Here is a 20136-nt window from a genome sequence, read left to right on the forward strand (position 1 = left end):
ATATATTAAAAGGCAAATTAATGAAAAACCCTTTTAGAAAGAGAAATTATTAATGAAGTTTAGTACATCACTGACCAATGATGAGTTAGAGAATCTTTATAAAAATCTTGATTCCAACGTGTTAAATCTACCTGTAAATTTTAAAAAATTAAGATTAGGGTTATTACCTCGTGTATGCCAAGCATTGATAACAGCTCTAAAATATAAGCCCACCAAGGTAGTCAAATTCTTTCAGTTTGATTCAACAAAAGATGAAGCCATTACTGAACTATTACAACATCCTGAATGCTTAACAGCATTACTTATGTCAGATCAAGTTTATGAAAAGGACAAAGTATTCGGGGGGGAGAAAATAGAGGTAGAACTGAAATCAAAAATTAATCGCGATATACAACTTAGACTTAACCAAACTATTTTTCAAAAACAACATAGAATTCAAATGTTCGCTGTTGATCACTCAATAAAAAAATACGCATTCCCTAGTTGCTTTTATTTTCCAGAAGGAAGTAACACATTAAATACAAGTGAGTTTTACACTTCACTCCTTAATAAAATTATTAAGCATTATCACCCGAAGACTAAAATTAGCAATCAAGAAACCAGTAGTTTAGCTATGGCAATCCATGAGCTAATAGAAAATACGGAACAACACGGAAAGATTGAATTCAATACAGGAAAAGTAAAAAAGTCTGTTAGGGGGTTAATTATAGATTACAAGTTTATCCCCAAAACACATACGCTTGAAAGCATAAGTGGAATAAATACACCTATGACAGACTATTTGAATGCAACTCGTAAAGATAAAGGAACATTATACTTTTTAGAAATTTCTATTTTCGATAGTGGTGAAGGAATTTTAAAAACCTTTAGATCGAACAGTGATGACTCTCTAGACCTTAAAAAAGAAGTTGAAATTGTTGAAAATTCTTTTACCAAAGGAGTAACTTCTAAAGCCGAATCTCAGGGCTATGGTCGAGGCTTGCATAATGTTAGAACTGTTTTAGACAACAGAAATGGTTTTTTGTCGCTTAGAACAGGAAGAGTTTCTTTGTACCGTGATTTTAATCTCCACCCATTAACTGAGAATGATCAAACCCCTCTTTCACTTTTTGATGAAATTAGCAAATCTAATGCTCAATATAATGAACTGGCTCATGCCGAAGGATTAGCTCTTAGTATATTGGTACCCTTGCGATGAAACACTTTTATTTTTATCAAGCATCGCTCAGTGAAAACAAGGCAAATTTTATGATTTGCTATTATTCTGGAAGAGATCTTTGTTTTGAAACTTTCTGCAACGAAGTACTAACTCACTTTAATTCTTCAATATTTACTAGAAATCTTGTTTTTGTAACTCCCGCATTTAACAAAAGTGATATCGAAAGCAAGTTATTTAACTCCGCAGCCCAATCGATCATTAAAGATAGGATAAATAGCCTGCAAGAACTAGAATTTCACACCTGTTTCATTAATCGTAATGGGAAGTTTGAACTTCAAACATTCAATGAAAGTAATCCTATTCTTACAATGCAGGAAATTGAAAAAATTCTTGAGATAGGATTGTTTAACATTATCATTCATCGGAATTTAATTATTGAAGCCCATTCAAATATTCATTTTGTTAAGCCTTCAGGAAAACACACTACTAAATTTATTGATGTTAAAAATATACTTGAATCCTCCCCAGAAATATCATTTATTGCAACAAACCTCTTAAAATTGCTTCCTGAAAAAGTTGAAAAAATATATATAGATACATCAGGCATATATTCATTAGCTTTTGAATTGAGTAATCTTATTAAAACTTTTGATGCTAATATTAAAGTAATTTCAATTGACTCTTTTAGCAGCTATGGGGGATTTGAACAATACAATTTCAAATCAGATATTGGCACAGTTGTTTTAATTTCTGCTTCTACAAGTAATCAATTATACAAAACACTAAGGGGCTTAGTCTCATTAGAACAAGCTTCTTTTGTAACAGTCATTATGACTCAACAAAATTGTGAATCACAGAAAGTCTTAGTTGAGTTTGAAAAATATAGACTTAATCATAGTGCGAAATATTTCGAAAATTTTGATTCTTATTCTGAAGACAAATGTCCTATGTGCATGGAACAGTCTTCAATACCCGTAGTATTAGATAAAAGTCGGTTTGATTTTGCAGCCCCACGAACAGAATCTTATTTGCCAGTAAAAATGGATTCTGATGTAAATTTACGTAACCTGATGAGCAAGTATAAAGATCTTGACGCTTTTAGATGTATCTTTGATGGTGTTGACGGAACTAAAACTCCTACACCTGAATATTTCATTGATGTCAGCAAAATTCTGCAGTCAGATGCATTTAAAGTACAAATAAAAAAGTTTATAAATAGATTTTTCCCATTAAATACTTCTTGCATTATTCACTGTAAAGATCAAGGTGCTAAAGAGCTAGCAACATTAATTCAAACCTCTGTTTCAGACTTGGGGCTTAATATTGATCTATACAATGGAGACATTGATACCGGAACAGAGATAGAAAAAGGAATTGTTGTTGTCGCAGGTTCATTAGAGTCTGGAAAATCTCTTCTAAATATAAGTAGAGCATTAAGAAAATATCATGGACAACCAATTACCTATATAATTGGTTTTGCTAAATATAATAGTGAAATGGAGTTTGAAAAATTAAAGAAAGACTTACGTTTTTCAGCCGGAGCAAGTGGGCATCATGAGGTCCATGTCATAGAAAAAATCCTTTTACCAATTAATGAGCATAAAGAAAGTTCTTGGGATAAGGAAATTGAATTACTACTGAATCTTTCTCCTCAATATGAAGATGACAATGTCCTAAAGGAAGCAATAGATGCTCGTATCCAGTTATTAAGAAATGCATCCTCTTTGGAAACAAAAGGACTTGGTGAATCCCTTTTCAATAGTACCCAAACAGTCCACCCCCTCATTTTAGGAAAATCTTTTGCATTTTGGAACGATAGTGATACCAACCAAGAATGTAGCCACCAAGCGACAGTATATTTCACTATTTCTTCAATATTACAGAGATTAAGGACCGTAAACAAAAATGGAATAAAACCATTAGGAGATGGTTATATTATACGTCAGCTTGACCCATTACTTTTTGATAGATTCAATGAAGGAATAATCCAAGCCAGCGTATTAAGGTCTTCGAAATCAAGGGAGCTAGACTACAGTGGTAACGATGCTCAAAGTAGAATCATAGGATCATTAATTGAAAGAATGTTAAAACTACCTAACAGCGCAGAGTCCTCTGGCCTCTCGGAGTTTTTACTTGCTTTATGCCTCAAAAAGTTACAAATAAAAAGAGATCATCTCTCTAACTTCGATGAGCTTGTTTTAAATTTAGATAAAGGAACACATCCTATGGCTTGGATATTTGCAAACTATGCAAAAACACTTCTTTTAGGGAACATATCTGAAGATTCAATAAGTGAAGATTTTGTAAAATTCTAATTTAATTCAACATATAAGAGAGATTGAAATAAATATTTAATCTCTCTTAGTTTGAATTATTTGGCTTGGATAGACTTTCTCATTTAAAATAAATGGGGCTCTCAACTTAATATTTATTTTTCACCATTCTACCACCCTGATACTTCTGCCTTAATTATTTCGTGAGGTTATTATTATTCCCTACTTAAAATGAAGTCCCCCCTCTCGTTTCAAGTTACTTACTATCACAATATTTTACTATAGTAAAAGCTCTCAATTTGAGAGCTTTAAAGCAACTAGAATATTCAAAATACAAACAGTCTCTAAACTAATATTTGAATAATAAAAGTATAATTCAAGACACCATTCTTAATGCCTGTTCCAGTCCACGTTGTTTAATGTTGGTTCCAACCCCAAACCATGCTGAATCCATCCGGTGATCCGTTGAAATCGCACGTCGTTCGTGATCGACATACTCGGTAATACTACAAAGCAGCCCATAAGCCGTATCTTTGGCTGAGGTTAACTCGGCCCCACGACCATGTCCATTAAACATAGTCATGACCTTAGACATGGCACGCCCATTTGGTTCGGTTTTATTGTCAGCTTTGGATGAATGAATTTGTTTAGGAGTGACTACATTACGGTAGAACTGAATGATACTTTCATCCTGTTCAGCAATACTCAGATTAGTATTATTAAACACGGCATCAAAGTAAGCTGCCGCTTCCTGCTGGGTGACTTTACGTTTGCTGAGTTGCTTCATTTCATACATGTGTTCATCCCATGCACGAACTGAAATACCCAATTGTTGCTTGATCTTTTCAGCATCAAACTTGGTACTGTGTGGAACTTTCACCACACCTGCACTGCTATTCTGCCCGCGTAAGGCAATCGCTAAGGTGTTATTACACACCACACGAATCGAAGTAAACTGCGCCGTGGTTGCCAATGTGCCATCACATGCGGTTGCCAACAAAATGTAGCCATTACTGACATCCTTGCCTTTTAATGCTGCCGATTGTCCTGTTCTTGCCAATGCCCAGAACTTACGCCCACCTTTGAGTACCCCTGCCGTTTCCAGTTCAAAGCCTGCTTGCTCGGTAAGGTCACTGTAAAATTCTAAAATCTCAATCGGCTGTACTTCTTGGTAGCGCTGACTTACTACTGATAACGGTGCATGCGTATCTGAACGGTATAGCACTCGTTGTTCTTCATAAGGCATCAGGATATTTTGTCCCCGTTCATTCTTTGCCATATAACTGACATTGGATGATTCTATTCGCCAGTCCATACCTGCTTGTTGTGCCCAGATTTCTATGGGTTGATTTGGTGGAAGTTGATTACCTAAGCCATGCCAAGGGGTTTGACCAACGAATGCCATTGTTTCAACGAAATGTGCCATGATTGATTTCCTTTAAGTAATATAAATGAAGTGATTTAAATAATTTGAAAGTTGTAAACGATAAGAATTAAGCGAAGCCTGATTGCTGGATTTCAAAATGCTCCAGACATTGCTCACACTGGTAATACAAGGTCACCATATTGTCTTGATGCTGAACGTAGAGCAGAAACATGCCACCAATCACCAAGCCAACAAAGCCACCCACTAAAGGATGAACTGGGCTTCGCTTTGACAACTGCATACAGGCTGCTGCCAGAGACATTGGGGAGAATGATGAAAGCTTTGCAAATACGCCTGAAGTAGGTTCGGTCTTGCGCAATAACTTGATATGCAATGAGTGACAGTAAGGACACTGGTGCATGGTCTTCCTCCTTAAATAAAAGGCATAAAAAAACCACAAGCAATTGCTTGTGGTGTGATTAGGTTTATGACGTTTTTTAACTTAACGATTTACTTTTGGAGTCGCTAAACCTTTCTTGGTACAAGGTCGAATACTTTCAATATATTGCCCATCACCAGTATCTTTAAAGAAACCATGTTTAGATTTGATTTCTAAACATTGCCCTTTCTTATACGGTTTAATCAGGGGAACAACTTTAGCTGGTATGGCATAGCTATTTAAAATAACCTCACCTTTGGTGGTTGGAAATACAACTGATTCTTCACCATAGTAAACATTAGATTTTAGAGTGATCTGCTCTGTTTTAGCGAAGGCAATAGAACTGACTGAAAGGCTTAAAATTCCACATACAATAAGTTTGATTGGATTCATGATATTTTCTCTGATTAAGTTAAATAATAATTAAACGAATGCTACAGGCCAGTTTTAATTAGTGACCAAAACATGGCTGGTATCCTTCTTTGAGGACTTGATTGCTGTTCTTATCCCAGCTCACCACATACCAAGTGCATTGATAACGGTCAGAGTCCCAAGCAGCACGGTAAGTCATGGTACTGCCTTGTTGACTCCAACCTTCAACTCGTTTAGCTACCTGATCTGGACCAGAGCGCCCCCATACATTCACGAGATGCGACACTAACATTTGGTCAATCGTAGGAATGGTTGCTTTTAAATCGGCTGAAGCAGATCTGATTGGTTTTAATCCGTAACGGGAAGCATTGGAACTTAAGGTTTTTCCTTCATGATACTCTGCGTCCACTTCTGAACTGATATTGCCTAGACTTGTATCTTGTGCTTTTGCCTGATCAACTGCTGCTATTGCACCTGCAACCGCTTCATCTTCAGCTTGTGAGTTAGCAGATTGTGTCTCATGTTTTTCCGCCATGCTTTCAATGCCAGTGAAACCTGATTCAGCAGGTTCAGAAGCTGCTTGTTTTGAAGAAGATTGATTTTGTAGTTTAGATTGTTCTAAAGCCAGTTGAGCTAACTTAAGTTCAGTTTGTTGCTTTTGATGCTGATTAAATAAAATCCCGCCAACAATGAATACAATCATCATGACTACAGTTAACAGCCAATATAACGGCGGAATCTTTTTGGTTGAATTAACGTTGTTCTTTATCATGTTATTACCTTGAAATTGAGGATAAATGGCACTTTAGGAGTGCTTTCACAGGGGTAATGTGTATTTGAATTTTTTTTATTTATGATTTTCCCATATGTCGATATGTATAAAACAAGACAAAGGACAGCATAAAAATCACGATATAAGCTGCATACCATTTCCAGCGCCGTTTGAGCCGTTGGGTATTAATCTTCATTGGCTACACTCCCAAATAGGCTTTCAATACAACTCTGGCCTGATTGAGTTGCTGGGCTTGTTGCTCAATCAATTGGCGGACTGATTCAGGTAAGCTCTGGTATTTATCAGGGTGGAAATCGGCCATCTTTTTTCGGTAAGCAGATTGAAGGGTTTGCTCAGTAAGAACTTCTGGCTGAATTTCAAGAAGTTTGCAGGCCTGTAATTGTTCCTCGGTCAGATCAGAAGCTTTCTTCTGATTCATTTCACCTGCCATACATTGATAAATGATTTTGACGAGGTCTGGAAAAACTGCTCTTGAGACGTTGGTTACACGACACAAATGCGTCATGAATAAATCAGCTTGGTCCTGCTCAACTTTACCCAGTGCCATGGCATAGACCAGTTGCTCAATCATTTCCCTACGGAAGTTATAGGCAAGGTCATCTTTCAGGTCTGCCAGACGATGCAACAGGTCATCATAGTCGAAACGGGTTTGCTCCTTGAGTAGTTTCTCGACATACTGATGCACTGCCTTATCATTCAATTTAGTAAAATGGTCGGATACAGCTTCTTTCGATCGGGTGTTCCATTGACCCGCATTAAACGTAATAAAATAGGCAAATAAATCAATTATGATCCGTAGCTCGGCATCAATTTTTATAATGGTCTGCTTGGTTTCTGGCTTGCCCTGACGAAGTTCATTTAGGAATGCGACCAAAGTACGAACCATGCCTTTATCAAGTTGACTAAAGTTCAGTTCATCTTGACCATTAATCAAAATGAAACTGGTGAGTATTCCAATATCAGCCTCTATTCGCTGGATATGTTCAAACGGATAAGCTTGTTCATCTTCAAAGCTTTCTTTATAGAAAAGACCCTTTGCCGTGAGGCACATCCCAGCTTTGGCACTACCAAAAACCGTATCGTCAATCAGCATCAAAACTTCGTTGGGGCTTACACCATGAGGTAAATAGCTCATGGCACCTTGCAGCTTTTTATTGGGAATGACCGGGGAAAAATAAATGTTGTCGCTACCTCGCAATAAGGGCACCCACTGACTTTGCTGGATTCGCTCTTGTATGTTCATCATAAGTTCCCCCTAGAAGAACCAACGTATCAATATCACAGGCCAACCCAGAGCGCGACCAAGTAAGAAAGCACCAGAGTAATGCCCCGGATACTCCCAAATGCAATACAGCCAGTAGACAATGACAATCGTAAAGTAGAACGTAAAAAATGGATGTTTCATGATCAAAACTCCTAAATTGAGTTGCATAAGCCCTTCCCGTTGCCCAAACAGGCAACTGGAAATGAGTACTTCAATGATTTGTTTAAGGCTTTAAATATCTGGTGCTAAAACTTGTCCACGCATTGCTCACCAGACTGATACATCACACGGTCCAGATCGGTAGGGAGATAGCTCATACGCTCAACTTGCCGCATGACTTTACGCCCATAATGTTCTTCAACCTTGTCATAGACACATGAACAGTAGCTGCGACTGCCACCCACGTTGTAACAGCCATGTTTGACGCCCTTTTCGAAATCGGAAGAACAGCCATTTAGAATCAGAACACTGACACCCACCACACCCATCAAAATTTTATTTTTCATCGTTTTATCCAGTGACTTGGTCATGGAGGTTAGGCTTTTTTAGGCAATACAAAGCCCTGCCACGGTGTAGCTCACATGACATATTTATTAAGTTAAATTTTTAGACGAAAAAAACTAAAGCTTGAGAAACCAGAAGTTCATCAAACCCTATTAAAACTAATCAGGTGTTATAAAAAGAATATGCATAGCCAACTCCTTATATTTGGAGTTCTGCCAAAGCATTAGAGAATTATGGTGGCAGAACGAAAAGGGGTTGACAGACTGGCCGAAAAAATCCCAGCACACCCGAAGGTGTCCCCCTTTCGCTCCGCCGCAAAGGGGGCACGCAGGGATATACACTAAAAGAAGATTCTTTTAATGCTTTTTCGGATTGGTCTGTCAAAACCAACTGGCAATGTAGGCCAGCACGCAAAGGATAATGTGCAAAATTTAAGGTGTCAATAAATGTATTAAAAGATTCAATTACCTACTATTAATTTAATGGATTAATTATCCTATTCGATTGTTGCCTCATTTGAGCAAGAGGTATTTCGCTTGATATTGACTCCAAAACCGCCAGAAGCATCTCTCAATACGAAAATATAAACATCCATTAGGTCAGAATATTGTCGTCCATATTTATCATGGTAAATAATTCTTAACTTGATATCTTGTTGAAATTCGCTTTTTAAAAGTTCAAGTCGCTCTCCTATAAATTCAATATCAAGCCTAGTTTTCTGCTGTGCTGTTAACTCATAACGCTCTATATTAAAATCATCAAAATTCGAGTCCAACTCCTCAATAGTTACAAGCTTTGCCACTTCCCCCTTATTTTCAATAATAATCTTAATTTCTGCGATCTCATGAGGATCCATACCGATAATAGAGCCATCATCATCGCATTCTGGAAATTCCTTCTCCGTTAAGGTGAAAGGATAACTATAGAAAGTTAAATGAGGCCGTGCTTCAAAATGTTTAATTTCTAATTCTTGCTGCGTGACACTAAGTAACTTTCTTTGCTCTTCAACATTATTTGCTAATTCTTGAGCTTGTTGATGCAATGCATCTGTGCTTGCTTTTAACTCTTGGCTTTGTATTTGTAAGGCTTTAGTATTTTGTAAGTAACCTAAAATCAGAAATAAAAAGGCCAATGGGGAAAATGCTCCAGCTAAGAAGTCACCAATTTCATTTGCAGGTAAAGCCTTGACCTTAACTGGTGTAATGCCAAAGAATTTATATAAAATGAAAAAATAGAAAACTGTAAATAGGATAAAGATCCAGTAAGGGCTTTTTGTGTAAGTCATGGAAATTTTCCTAGCTGATTCTTAATAATGAAATGACTTCCCCTATAGTTTACCTGACAAAAAAACAGAAAAAGTAATATGCGATTTTTCATTGAAATCGCTCTAAGTCATCTTTACATCTCATTAAAGTTTTTGTTAAATTCCTTACGGTTACTAGCCCGTATACAAGTTTAAAGAAAGCCTGACTACCCATAAGTCAGGCTTTCTTTCATCAATGTGTTAATGATCTGATTCTTTAACACTAGATGAGGCAATAAAATAACTAGCTTTTATCCAACCCTACAGTTGTTCTTAATTTGTTTAGATTGAATTATACAAATTTAACTTTAACCAAATCAGATTCATCAATAGAATTGTCACCCGCAGTAATCTTAACTTGATTCTTTGTAATGACTAACGACCTTCTCTTTGTTTTATCCAACTCTTCAGAAAGCTATCTTTTTCTCACTTTTAGAGCAAAGGACCTGACTCATTCTGAACGCATCGATATCATTTTAGAAGTAGAAAGAACGATAGAACCAGATTCAAAAAAGAGAATTCATCTGATTTGGGATAATGGCTTTGCCTCAAGTGATCTAAAAATATGGTCAGAATTTCATACAGAACAAACTTTAGCATTGTCATCGATCAGAAGTTTCTTTGAAACGTTTGCATTAAAAAAGTATGCAATGCCAATCTACCTAAAAGACAAAAGAAACGAATCAAATCACTTTTCAGTATTTCCAAGCGAAAGTTATATTCAACGTTTTATAAAAAGAATCTCAACCAATATTTAATTTCAAACCGTAAATCAAAGAATAACGATATTAAGTATCGCTATTCTCAGTAATTTAGTATCAAAGTTCCTCTTAGTATCAAAAGCTTTACGCTACCCTTTGGGCGATCTTCAATTGAATCCATTCATTGATTTCCTGAGCTACCCAACCAACTCGATGAGTTGATAAATGAATCTGCTTAGGAAAAGTTTCATCATAATATTTAGATTTTGGATCAAGTATCGAGTAAATGGTTGCTCGACTAAGACCCGTAATTTGAATCAATTGTTTGATGTTTAAAATTTGGTTGATCTGAAAAGTTTGAGGAGTTAACGCATTCATCTGATGGATTCCTATTCGATATGAAGGCGTGCTTTCTGCACATAGCATGTGCAACCCAATAAAAAAATACTCACCCAACTGAAGAGAATAAAACTTCCTACTCCCACATATGTGGGAGTAGGAAATACATTCACTATCAAAATAACCTTAATTAAAAAATGATCCCTTTTTGCCATGGAAAGGCTTAAAGCCAATCGGATAAACACACAGCTTATCCATTTGCTTACTGGTACTTGTTACTGCTCTTGGTAAGTGATCTAGATTTTCTAGTGGATCATTTGGTTCAACCCAGTTAAAAATCTCATCGTTACTCACATCATTAATGATGAATTCACTATTAGCTTGGTTTTCTAGCTGAAATGTATCCAGAAGTATGCCTAAACGAGCTGTTTCTTCAGACCAAAGCTGTGCAATCCAGGCTGCGTAATTGATTTGCTCAGAATAAAAAGTTTTATGAATCGTCATATAGAAGCGGATCATATATCGATTGATTCTAGTGTTTCGAACCACATGATAGAAAGTAAACATGACCTGACTGCCATACCACAGCTGTTGTTTAAGGCTCTTCTCGAAGGCTCTAAATGCCTTCGTCAATTCATTAATGTTATAAACTTGCTCAGAACCTTCCAGATAACTGAGGTAGAACTTTAGGTCTATTGCCCCTACACTCAATTCACTCGTTGCACAATAAGCTTCACGAATAGCATCAATACGCTTCTCATATCGCTCATTTTGCTGGTTCATATGCTCATGAAATCCCGTAGTTTCAAAGAGATTCCGTAGCTTTCTCAAAATGTTTTGGATTAGCCATTGTTCGTTATGAGACTTAGAAGGTTGGAAAAAAACATCTGAAAGTTTTGCTTGTACCAAAGTATGCAAATAGGCCTTATGAAAGCAGTTTAACCAAAAACTAAATTCATAATCCCTTAAACGTAATTGAAGCAGGAAGTTCCAATCATTGATATAGGCTAAGAATACACTTTCCCATTTGTTCACTATTTGCTTTAAATGCTCCTCATACTTAACTCCTTCAACAGGTTTACTGAAATGGACCTCTCTATAAAACTCATATACATCATTTTCTAAACGAGGAGCTGTAGTGAGATCTGGTGATTGGAAGGTCATCTGAATTGTCCTATGAATTAATTTATTTCATAGGACGCTCAACCTGATATTTTTTTACTGATCTGGTATCCACAGCTCATCAAGCCATGCAGTATCATTCTGATTCCCAGTAACGATGTGCAAAGGATCTATCGAAGGTGGTACAAACTTTATTTGATACTGACGCCCATGTGGCTTATAGCTCCCCTTAAAGAGGCTCCGACGTCCTAAAGGTTTTACCAACAGCATCTGCCCATACTTTTCTGGCTCTACTAGATACTGAGCAACCTTTAAAGCATTATGAACCTGAGATGGATGCTCTCGCTTAATCATTCCTAAACCGAGGATTCCTTGTCGATCATACTTATCCTTAATTTCTTTCGTATTTGAATGTCGACCATAACCGATATTTTGAGTAATAGACTCCCACTTCTTAGTCACCATGTCCCCAAGATACCAATCTTGATCATGCTTAGAACCGTTGTAGATAAGCAAAAGGTGCCCGTGATAGCCCTTTGTTATGCCTTGTTCTAATGCAAGCCCATAGCCCAATAAATGCTTAAAGCAGTTGTTCTTATCCTTCATGAGTTTGATTAAAGAAGAAATATGAGCATAGAAATCTTTGATAGTAATGGTTGGCATGGAGTCTTTTAAATATCCAAGGTCAACCCGAACGAACAAGAGCTGATTGTGGTCATAGATAATGGTTTTTACTTGTTTTAGGAATGCTTTCTGATTGTCTCCCTCCTGATCTCTAAACTGCCGTATTTCCGCAAGAATGGCGAAACGATATTTTCTTAAAGTTCGGCGAACCTCTTTAATTTGTTCTAAGGAAAGCTGAATTAGATAATCCCCTAAACCGCACTCACCTCGTTTGTAATCTATCCAATGAACAATTTCTATAAAGGCTTGAATTGAGGCGCTGTACTGAACCCCATCCTGATCAAATGCCTTAAAGGCCGGAATCAGATGCTCAAGATAAGAAACGAACTGTTGATCACTTATCTCAAAATTCAGACTGAGTTCTATAAATTGATTAATAGCGGAGAAGGCTGCTGCTTGATGCGATAAATCAAATGACAACATGAAGCGTTTCCTTAGATATGAATTAGACATATCTAAGGTGTAATCAGTAATTTATGATTGTATTGGAGAGTAGTACTATCATATGAATAGAAATAAGACATTCTCAGTAGCTGTGGGCTATTGAGAGATAGAATGTAGATATCAGTAGCTGTGGGCTATTGAGAGATAGAATGTAGATATCAGTAGTAAGTACATATGAGTACTAGTTACTAATTAACTTAATAATAATATTTACCGACTTTACCTGAAGTGAGAAATTGAAGCTCTCCATAACATGTAGGTTTTGATCCTCTCGTATTCCCGATCGATTTATATAAATTACATTTACGATAGTTAAGGCGAAAATCCATTTTTTTACTTACTCAATTGAGCTAGTAATAGCTGATGTTTTTTTATTCTCTTTCCTACTTAAAATACCATACTGCTCTAGTTGCTCATCTGAAGGACTTATTTGCTGAGAAATCATTGTTATGAACCCTGGTTCATCAGCAATTGAGGATAGTTCAGTCCGTACTTTAACCTCTCCATAAAAAAACTGATCTTCTTTTAATTCTGTATCCGGAACAAAGGTACAACTATATCGGGTCTGTTCCATGCTTCGCGGTAAAATTCGAAATGCTGGCCTCCTGAAAAGGACTTTATGATTCTTATTACTTGCTCGTTCTTGCTCTTCAAATTCTTTGAATATTTTCAAAAAGAGATGAATTTGATTAAATGCAATTAAATCCAATGCTGACATCAACACAGTATTGAACAAAGCTTGTCTTTTCTCCATCTCACCTCTTTCTGATAAATACTCTTCATAGTCCTCTTCCGTAAGTTCCTCATTAAATTTAGTATCAATAGGTTCTTCACTATAATATTTTTTTCCTGAAAATAAATCCTCTTTTCCAAAGTGCTGAAGTCTTACATCAATATCTTGAGAAATCTGCCTATAAAGTAAAGTATCATTACTATAGAGTTCGCTGCAATGTTGCTCGAGATAACATTGTAGTAAACCATCTCCCTGATAATAACTGTAGACTTTTGCCTTAAGTTCGCTAGCACCTAACTGATCAAATCTAATCAATTTGAGATATTTTTTACTTTGTTCACTTAATTCTCCATCTGCATTAAAAAGGTACGTATAGAACTCTTCAACTACCTTTAAAAGATGCTCATATTCCGCTTGTTGATATTGAATAAAGGATTCTCGATTCCTTACCTTGGATTGGAATAAATAACTGATCGGATCACATAGAAAATTTTGACTCTCTACATCCGGATCTTCTTTTTTAATTTTTCCAGTAATTCTATGTTTAGCATGAGCCAATCTTTTCACTTCAAACTGGTGCTTTTCTGGATACTCAATAATATAAAATCTTCCATGAAAAGCAGTCTCCCCCCAGAAAGAATGAGATAGGTTCAAACTATAAATTGGATCTTCTAACGAGATAAAAGCATTACGGATACTCCCTTCAGCTCGATTGCGTATGAATCTTAAATTCATTAATTTGTACAAATATTTATACATCGATTGTTTTTTTAAGCCTGTCGCTTCATATATTTCTGTATTCCCACAACCCATTACAATGCCAAATCGATTGCTATACCTTAATAGTGTCAATAACAGTAGAGCAGAATGAAAATCCAGATCGTCCTCTCGTTCCAGTGCATTAATCGATATTGTCTCAATAACTCCTAATAATTTTTCAATCATTGGAGATAAAGTTAAACGTTGCTTTATTTTATGTATGTCCCTTTTATGATGTTCAGCAGTCTTATTCTCATTAACTAGTAAATTTTCAAAGTACTCATTGCTAAGTTTTATATGGCGTACTTTTGCACGCTTCCCCGGCTCTGGATAACTCACTGTGAGTAAATTCGCCTGTTGAAGTTCGTCAATTACTTTGCGCAATTTTTTATGTTGTACACCTATTTTGGACGACAGTTGCTGTAAAGGTAAGGAACAAACTTCTACTCCAAATGCCTGAACGAAACGTATAAACACCCAATGCCCATATGGAGACAAGTTACCTTTATTTTTCTGGCTTAATCTCAAAAGATGTAACGTATAAATGGTCAGGTCCGCTTTATTCATATCTTTTCCATACACACATGCTCACCTAAAGATAACACTATAAATAAAGGTAGGCACGAAAGCATACTTATATAAATTAATTAAGTTAATTAACATTTATTTAATGATTATTTAATGTTATTTTATTAACCGTATGAAATAAAAATGATGAGCAAAAATGGCAAATAAATTTATGAGTCTTCAAATATGGCTAAAAAAAGATGAAGGATTAAAAAAGCAATTTTTATTAAAAAAAATAGAAGCTCGTGAAGACATTAATTTCTACATTAACGAAGAAAAACAGATATGTGCTATTTATGAAGTTTCTAACTTTAACGCCCAACCAGAACAACAAGCTGTAATAGAAAACATTCAAAACTTATCAAAAGTAGTTATAGGAATTTCAAATAACACCTTTGAGCAACTCAAAAAAGATTTCCGTATTTTCAAATTCAATATAAAAAATAAAAAAGAAAACAGAGTTAAAAAGCAGCTTTTTATAGATCAAAAAACAATGACTAGATTTGAGCAAATTATTAAGGACAATAATTTAGAAACAATACAAAATGGACTTAGCTTTTTAATGGATGATTTATCTTTTAAAATTAAGGAATTAAAAGAACTAAATCGTCAGAATTCAATAAAGATGCAATTTCAAAACGAACAAATTAATTTTCTTCAGCAGAGGCAAGACCTACAAAGAAAGCAAAACCGCGCTCTTATAATTCAGCATAATAAGAAAATTGAAAAGTTAAGTGACTCTTTACCCAAATATGCCAGCCAAAATTTCAAACAACAACTGATTCAAAATTTAAAAAAAATATTAAATGAAGATGCCTATACAAAAGTCATTGAAAGTGAAGCTGTCTCATCCCTATTAGACAAACTATCTGAAGAAATTAAAATACAAGTAAATGAAGCAACTGTATTGATAGAAGTTAATGATTTAGATCCAAGGAGCTAATTAAGAAAATAGAAAATTCAAGTAGAGGATAAGTTTTAATCGCTTCTTATAATTTTGCTCAATTCAACGCAAATTTTTGAGAGGATTAGTATGTAAAAAAATACCTGTAAAAAACAATCATCTTCCGTATTAGTTACTTTTTAAGATTATTAACGGATCCAAATTTTAACTCAAAAAAATAATACTCTTTTAATAGATTGTATTATAGTTTAGTCCATTACTTATCAATCAAATTTTTTCTCACAAATTCTAATCCATTGATGAGGGTGCACTAATTACTACGCAGCCATCAATTCCTTCAATTTTTAAAATACCTTCCCTAAATTTGCCATGTTCTTGAGTTGCACGTGTCCTGTCCCACAAGAAACTAATTATACGTGCATCTTTGTATTTAGTATCTACACGGTAGAGCGATGCATCTTCGGCAATCTCACCAATAAGTGCAGGAAATGATTTTTTGGTGTCTTTACGATACTTTACTTCAATAATCGTATGTAGTGCAGGCAAATAAAGATCAATACGTGGATTCTTTTGTCCAACTGGCTGAAGGTTCACTTCGTCAGCGATATCTTTAAAGATCGGTGCGAGTAAAATATAAAGTAGATTCTGAACGTGATATTCATTTTCTATCAGCCACTTAACTGGCATCGCCCCTCTAGTTCGTCCTGCCTCCTCCCATGTCCAGCGCTTGAGACCAATTGGAATATTTTCTAGAAACTTAACTAAATCATCGAAGCTCCATCCATTGGGCGCCACTACAGCTATATCCTGATTAATTTGATCGAATACATAAATTATCAAGCTCAGAAGTGCAGTTGAAGCCTCTCCTTTTGCTCGCGCCCGGAATTCATTCAGAAAACGACTAATAAGGGAAAGGCGGCGTTGGTGATCTTCAATACGCAATATCTTCAGATAATGAAAAAATAGTGGCACACATGCACTAGAAAAAACAACAGAATCACCTCTGCTAACAAACATAGCGATATCTTTCTCAATGATATCAAGGTGATCACCACCTATTTGTTGCTCTAGAAATCCTGAGATCCAATTATTAAACTCATAATCAATGCTCGCTTCGCCCAATTTTTCAACTAACCATTTTATAGCTAAAACGCCAAAAACATCTGAGACCCAAGGTCGTGGAGTAGAGTCGATTTTCGCAGCTTGTCCAAGCAAACGAGAGATATCTTGGCTTGTAATTGTTTCAGATAAAATTTGAAGGCCAGAGATTGCACAACGCTGGTATAAAGATAAATTAGTGAATTCGAAAATTGGAGGATTCTCAGATAATTTTAGAAAGTATAGGAAGCAATTCTTAAACGGATCCTCGCACGCATCCTCACATACTTTCAAATATAGATACTCGCGTAATTGATACGCATTGTCTTTTTCTACAGAAACCATTGAGACTGCCCTATCTTTCCGATCATGACTGAGTCACTCCAACCTGGAAGCTGATTAAGCCATCCTAGATTTCGAGCGATTATATCTGAATAGCTTATTGTTACTGGCATTGGATTTGGAAAGTAACTTCGCCAAGAGTGAGAGGCAAAGCAGTGGATTTGTGCACTCAGATATTTAATGTCCTTAAATGTTGAGTCTTTATGAACATCAAGGATCACTCCTCGTGGATGCCCGTCAGTTTCTTGTCGCAACTCACGCTGACCTATCAAATAAATAAGCATTTCATGCTTGGAAAGTTGGAATGTTTTTCCACGAAATGGAGCTAATCGCCCTTTCTGAGCATCAGCTGTAGTAGAATCGAACATGTGAAGACCGTAGTCTTCAGAGATTTTAAGGAATGCATACTCGATCTGATAATCACGATACTTGTCAATAACAGCGCGAACAGCTTCAATCTCTGCTTTGTTGAACTTCTTCACCTGAGCATGAAAAATCAAGCGAATCGTATCACCTTTCAGCCAATTCATGCGCTTTTGAATTTTCTCAATAGTTTCACTGAGAACTGAAGTTAATGCTTCGCAATAGGCTTCTGGTACAACAGCTTTTGACGTGTTGGAAACAATGTAACTACCATCTCCAGAAAAAACGGTGGTAATCCCCATAACTCTTTGTCCATTAGAGCCGCGCTCTTGTCTAAGATTTGCACTACCGATGCCAATTACTAGCTCATGAGAAAGTGTTGGCGAGGACTTCAGTAACCATGGAACACCACCCATTTTTGCGTAGCAGGCTAGAGCCATATTATTGAGCGAAAAACTGAGGTTATAATCAGACTGTGACAGAAGCTCTATTGTGAAATCCTGTACCGGTACTTGATGCAGGAAAAAAAGGCTTTTGCCTAAATAGTACGGATTATCTTCTACCTTTAGCTTCTTAAAAGACTGCCGAACTTGAACAAGAGCAAGATCCCAACGACCACCATCCTCCGCTTTTTTTCGGATCGCAGCTTCAATTGCACTTTTGAACCCCTCGATATTCTCTGAGGCTGTCGTGAAAACTTCAATGCGGCTCGTACCAAGCGTAAATTTACCCTCAAGTCCGTTATTGAAATACTTACTGTTCTGAATCCCTTTCAGAAACTTACGAACAAATTGTTCTACACGCCCCTTGTCATGCTGGGCACAGATCACGCAAATGGCAGGATCGTTCCTATCGAAAGTACGTTTCGTGTAAGGACCGTACTTCGTCAACCCCTTTTCAACCCAGTCGGCCTGGCTATTGTCATTAAAGACAAATACTGGTTTCTGCATTTGTCCACAATATTTCTGAATATCATATGAATCCTCGATTTCTATGTCTACTCCATTAATCATTGAGATGGTGTTTGACTGAATGTATCCCTTTAGCCTATCGATGTACTTCTTCTTATTGTCGCCTCTATTAAAAAGAGAAATGGATTGCCGAATACGCTCTACGATGGCATCTTTTTGTGTACCATGCGTGTGCAAAATAAAATCATCGAAATTCGTCAGACTTGCCTCTAGGAAAATATTCCTAGCATTGGTCTGCACAACCTGTCCGTCTGGCCGAGTAACAGAAATTATCTCTCCAGTTACACCACTAATCATTCCTAGAAATTTCTTGTATCCATCTTTCTGTTCCGAAACGACATATCGCCCAATCAAACTGAAACCACTATTTAGAAAGTACAAGCAGTTTTCTTTAATGACTTTACGTGTTGTACAGTCAATAACAAGACATGGGTGACCTTGAATAATACGTGTGTCGATTGAATATTTTATGCAGATTTTAAATGGGTAAGTTTCACCAAGAATCGGAGCCAGCAGATTATCTTTTGGCTTAATACTCACCAATTCGATTGGATTAAAACCAGAAGGATTACGTCCCAACCCATTGAGATGTCGAATAAGCCCAGCCTTAACCAATGAACCGAAAATACCTACATTATCCTTAAGCGAAATTGTCTGTGGTATACCAAAATTAGGAAACGTACCATCTATTGAGAAGATCAGGATGTTATTGCCTTTACGGTGAAATGTATGAGTTTTTCTATGACTAATACGAAACTCATCTAAAATTTCCTTGCTATAAGGTATCTCGCATACATCAACTTCTAACTCAGAAACTTTCAGCGGAAATGCGTTTAAGACAATCGACAATATTCGCTCCTTTTATAGCTAAAAAAGATGATACCGGAATGCCATATGAAATATTTGATCCTACTTAAAGTTTCAAATACCAAGCATTATTTTGTACTTATAGGTAATTCATCCTAATATCTGTTCTTAATAAGAATTTTCATTTAGTATTTTTTACCATAAACTTTCCTAATATAACATTCTAAAAATAGGATAATTTTTCTATTATTTAATTTAGATCTAGAGTAAATTTATAAAGATCAAATCTTATATTCGAAACAATCTCTAATTCTAAAAAGACACAGTAAACCTACAACCCCAATAGCAAAAAACTAAGTCAGCAAAACCTATTTATCTTAAATACCACCCAAAATAAGTAAAAAGCAGAGTCCTTGACCAATCAACTAATGACAGATCAAGATGAGCTCAATAAAGAGGATCATCATAACTATGAGCAATTAAACCAGAGACAAAAAGTAGGCATACAATACATTTACATATAAGTTTGTTCTGTAAGAGACAACTTAAACTCAATTTATTTTATTGATTATCCAAAGTCATCTAAATTATTCTTATTTTAACTTATCCAATCCAAGTTTTAATGTGGGGTAAAATGACAGGTAAAAAATAAGCCCTTGTAAAAACAAGGGCTTATTAAGAATTTTGGCGGAAGCGGTGAGATTCGAACTCACGGAGGACTCACACCCTCGTCGGTTTTCAAGACCGGTGCATTAAACCGCTCTGCCACGCTTCCATGTGCGTAAGAATACAAAGCTTATTCATTTTATTCAAGAAAAATATCATCGCT

At 36.1% G+C, this 20136-nt stretch carries 17 protein-coding genes and 1 tRNA gene; 4 read left to right on the forward strand and 14 right to left on the reverse strand.

The window, feature by feature from the left end:
* The first annotated feature begins 52 nt into the window (after positions 1-52).
* Entirely contained in the window at positions 53-1198 is a 1146-nt protein-coding gene (locus FY048_RS12940; protein WP_446091415.1) for a hypothetical protein, read from the forward strand.
* Positions 1195-3474 carry a hypothetical protein gene (locus FY048_RS12945; RefSeq protein ID WP_446091416.1) on the forward strand — a complete coding sequence of 760 codons (2280 nt, stop codon included), beginning with the start codon at positions 1195-1197 and terminating at the stop codon, positions 3472-3474. The genes FY048_RS12940 and FY048_RS12945 overlap by 4 nt, the downstream gene beginning before the upstream one ends.
* 334 nt (positions 3475-3808) lie before the next feature.
* Here the strand turns inward: FY048_RS12945 and FY048_RS12950 are convergent, their stop codons facing one another.
* The 7 genes from FY048_RS12950 to FY048_RS12980 form a co-directional block, all read right to left on the reverse strand.
* The gene (locus FY048_RS12950; RefSeq protein WP_446091417.1) at positions 3809-4858 is read right to left on the reverse strand and encodes a DUF932 domain-containing protein; all 1050 of its coding nucleotides are present in this window, start codon (positions 4856-4858) and stop codon (positions 3809-3811) included.
* A 67-nt stretch (positions 4859-4925) separates the two neighbouring features.
* Positions 4926-5219, reverse strand: coding sequence for a hypothetical protein (locus FY048_RS12955; RefSeq protein ID WP_446091418.1), 294 nt, complete (start codon positions 5217-5219; stop codon positions 4926-4928).
* A gap of 81 nt (positions 5220-5300) precedes the next feature.
* A complete protein-coding gene (locus FY048_RS12960; protein ID WP_446091419.1) occupies positions 5301-5630 on the reverse strand; it encodes a hypothetical protein in 330 nt (109 codons plus the stop codon).
* Positions 5631-5688: 58 nt separating this feature from the next.
* On the reverse strand, positions 5689-6381 hold the full coding sequence (locus FY048_RS12965) for a hypothetical protein (protein WP_446091420.1): 693 nt from the start codon (positions 6379-6381) through the stop codon (positions 5689-5691).
* 199 nt (positions 6382-6580) lie between these two features.
* Positions 6581-7645, reverse strand: a complete 1065-nt coding sequence (locus FY048_RS12970) for a J domain-containing protein (RefSeq protein ID WP_446091552.1) — start codon at positions 7643-7645, stop codon at positions 6581-6583.
* A 266-nt stretch (positions 7646-7911) separates the two neighbouring features.
* On the reverse strand, positions 7912-8172 hold the full coding sequence (locus tag FY048_RS12975; RefSeq protein ID WP_446091553.1) for a hypothetical protein: 261 nt from the start codon (positions 8170-8172) through the stop codon (positions 7912-7914).
* 494 nt (positions 8173-8666) lie between these two features.
* Positions 8667-9455, reverse strand: coding sequence for a hypothetical protein (locus FY048_RS12980; RefSeq protein ID WP_446091421.1), 789 nt, complete (start codon positions 9453-9455; stop codon positions 8667-8669).
* A gap of 389 nt (positions 9456-9844) precedes the next feature.
* Here FY048_RS12980 and FY048_RS12985 point away from each other — a divergent pair, with 389 nt between their 5' ends.
* Complete coding sequence (locus FY048_RS12985; protein WP_446091422.1) at positions 9845-10231, forward strand: hypothetical protein; 387 nt, start codon at positions 9845-9847, stop codon at positions 10229-10231.
* Between the two features lie 87 nt (positions 10232-10318).
* Here the strand turns inward: FY048_RS12985 and FY048_RS12990 are convergent, their stop codons facing one another.
* From FY048_RS12990 to FY048_RS13005, 4 genes are all read right to left on the reverse strand, one after another.
* Positions 10319-10552, reverse strand: a complete 234-nt coding sequence (locus FY048_RS12990; protein ID WP_304395172.1) for an AlpA family phage regulatory protein — start codon at positions 10550-10552, stop codon at positions 10319-10321.
* Between the two features lie 147 nt (positions 10553-10699).
* A complete protein-coding gene (locus FY048_RS12995) occupies positions 10700-11677 on the reverse strand; it encodes a hypothetical protein (protein ID WP_446091423.1) in 978 nt (325 codons plus the stop codon).
* A 54-nt stretch (positions 11678-11731) separates the two neighbouring features.
* A complete protein-coding gene (locus FY048_RS13000; RefSeq protein ID WP_446091424.1) occupies positions 11732-12742 on the reverse strand; it encodes a hypothetical protein in 1011 nt (336 codons plus the stop codon).
* A gap of 358 nt (positions 12743-13100) precedes the next feature.
* Positions 13101-14822, reverse strand: a complete 1722-nt coding sequence (locus tag FY048_RS13005; RefSeq protein WP_446091425.1) for a hypothetical protein — start codon at positions 14820-14822, stop codon at positions 13101-13103.
* A gap of 157 nt (positions 14823-14979) precedes the next feature.
* On the opposite strand from FY048_RS13005, the gene FY048_RS13010 reads away from it, so the two are divergent.
* The gene (locus FY048_RS13010; protein ID WP_446091426.1) at positions 14980-15765 is read left to right on the forward strand and encodes a hypothetical protein; all 786 of its coding nucleotides are present in this window, start codon (positions 14980-14982) and stop codon (positions 15763-15765) included.
* 249 nt (positions 15766-16014) lie between these two features.
* On the opposite strand, the gene FY048_RS13015 is transcribed toward FY048_RS13010, so the two are convergent.
* The 3 genes from FY048_RS13015 to FY048_RS13025 form a co-directional block, all read right to left on the reverse strand.
* Entirely contained in the window at positions 16015-17169 is a 1155-nt protein-coding gene (locus FY048_RS13015) for a PD-(D/E)XK nuclease domain-containing protein (protein ID WP_446091427.1), read from the reverse strand.
* The gene (locus tag FY048_RS13020; RefSeq protein WP_446091428.1) at positions 17157-19349 is read right to left on the reverse strand and encodes a stem cell self-renewal protein Piwi domain-containing protein; all 2193 of its coding nucleotides are present in this window, start codon (positions 19347-19349) and stop codon (positions 17157-17159) included. The genes FY048_RS13015 and FY048_RS13020 overlap by 13 nt, the downstream gene beginning before the upstream one ends.
* A 643-nt stretch (positions 19350-19992) precedes the next feature.
* Positions 19993-20082: transfer RNA gene (locus FY048_RS13025), tRNA-Ser, on the reverse strand.
* Positions 20083-20136: the final 54 nt, after the last annotated feature.

The organism is Acinetobacter sp. 1124_18A (assembly GCF_052824995.1).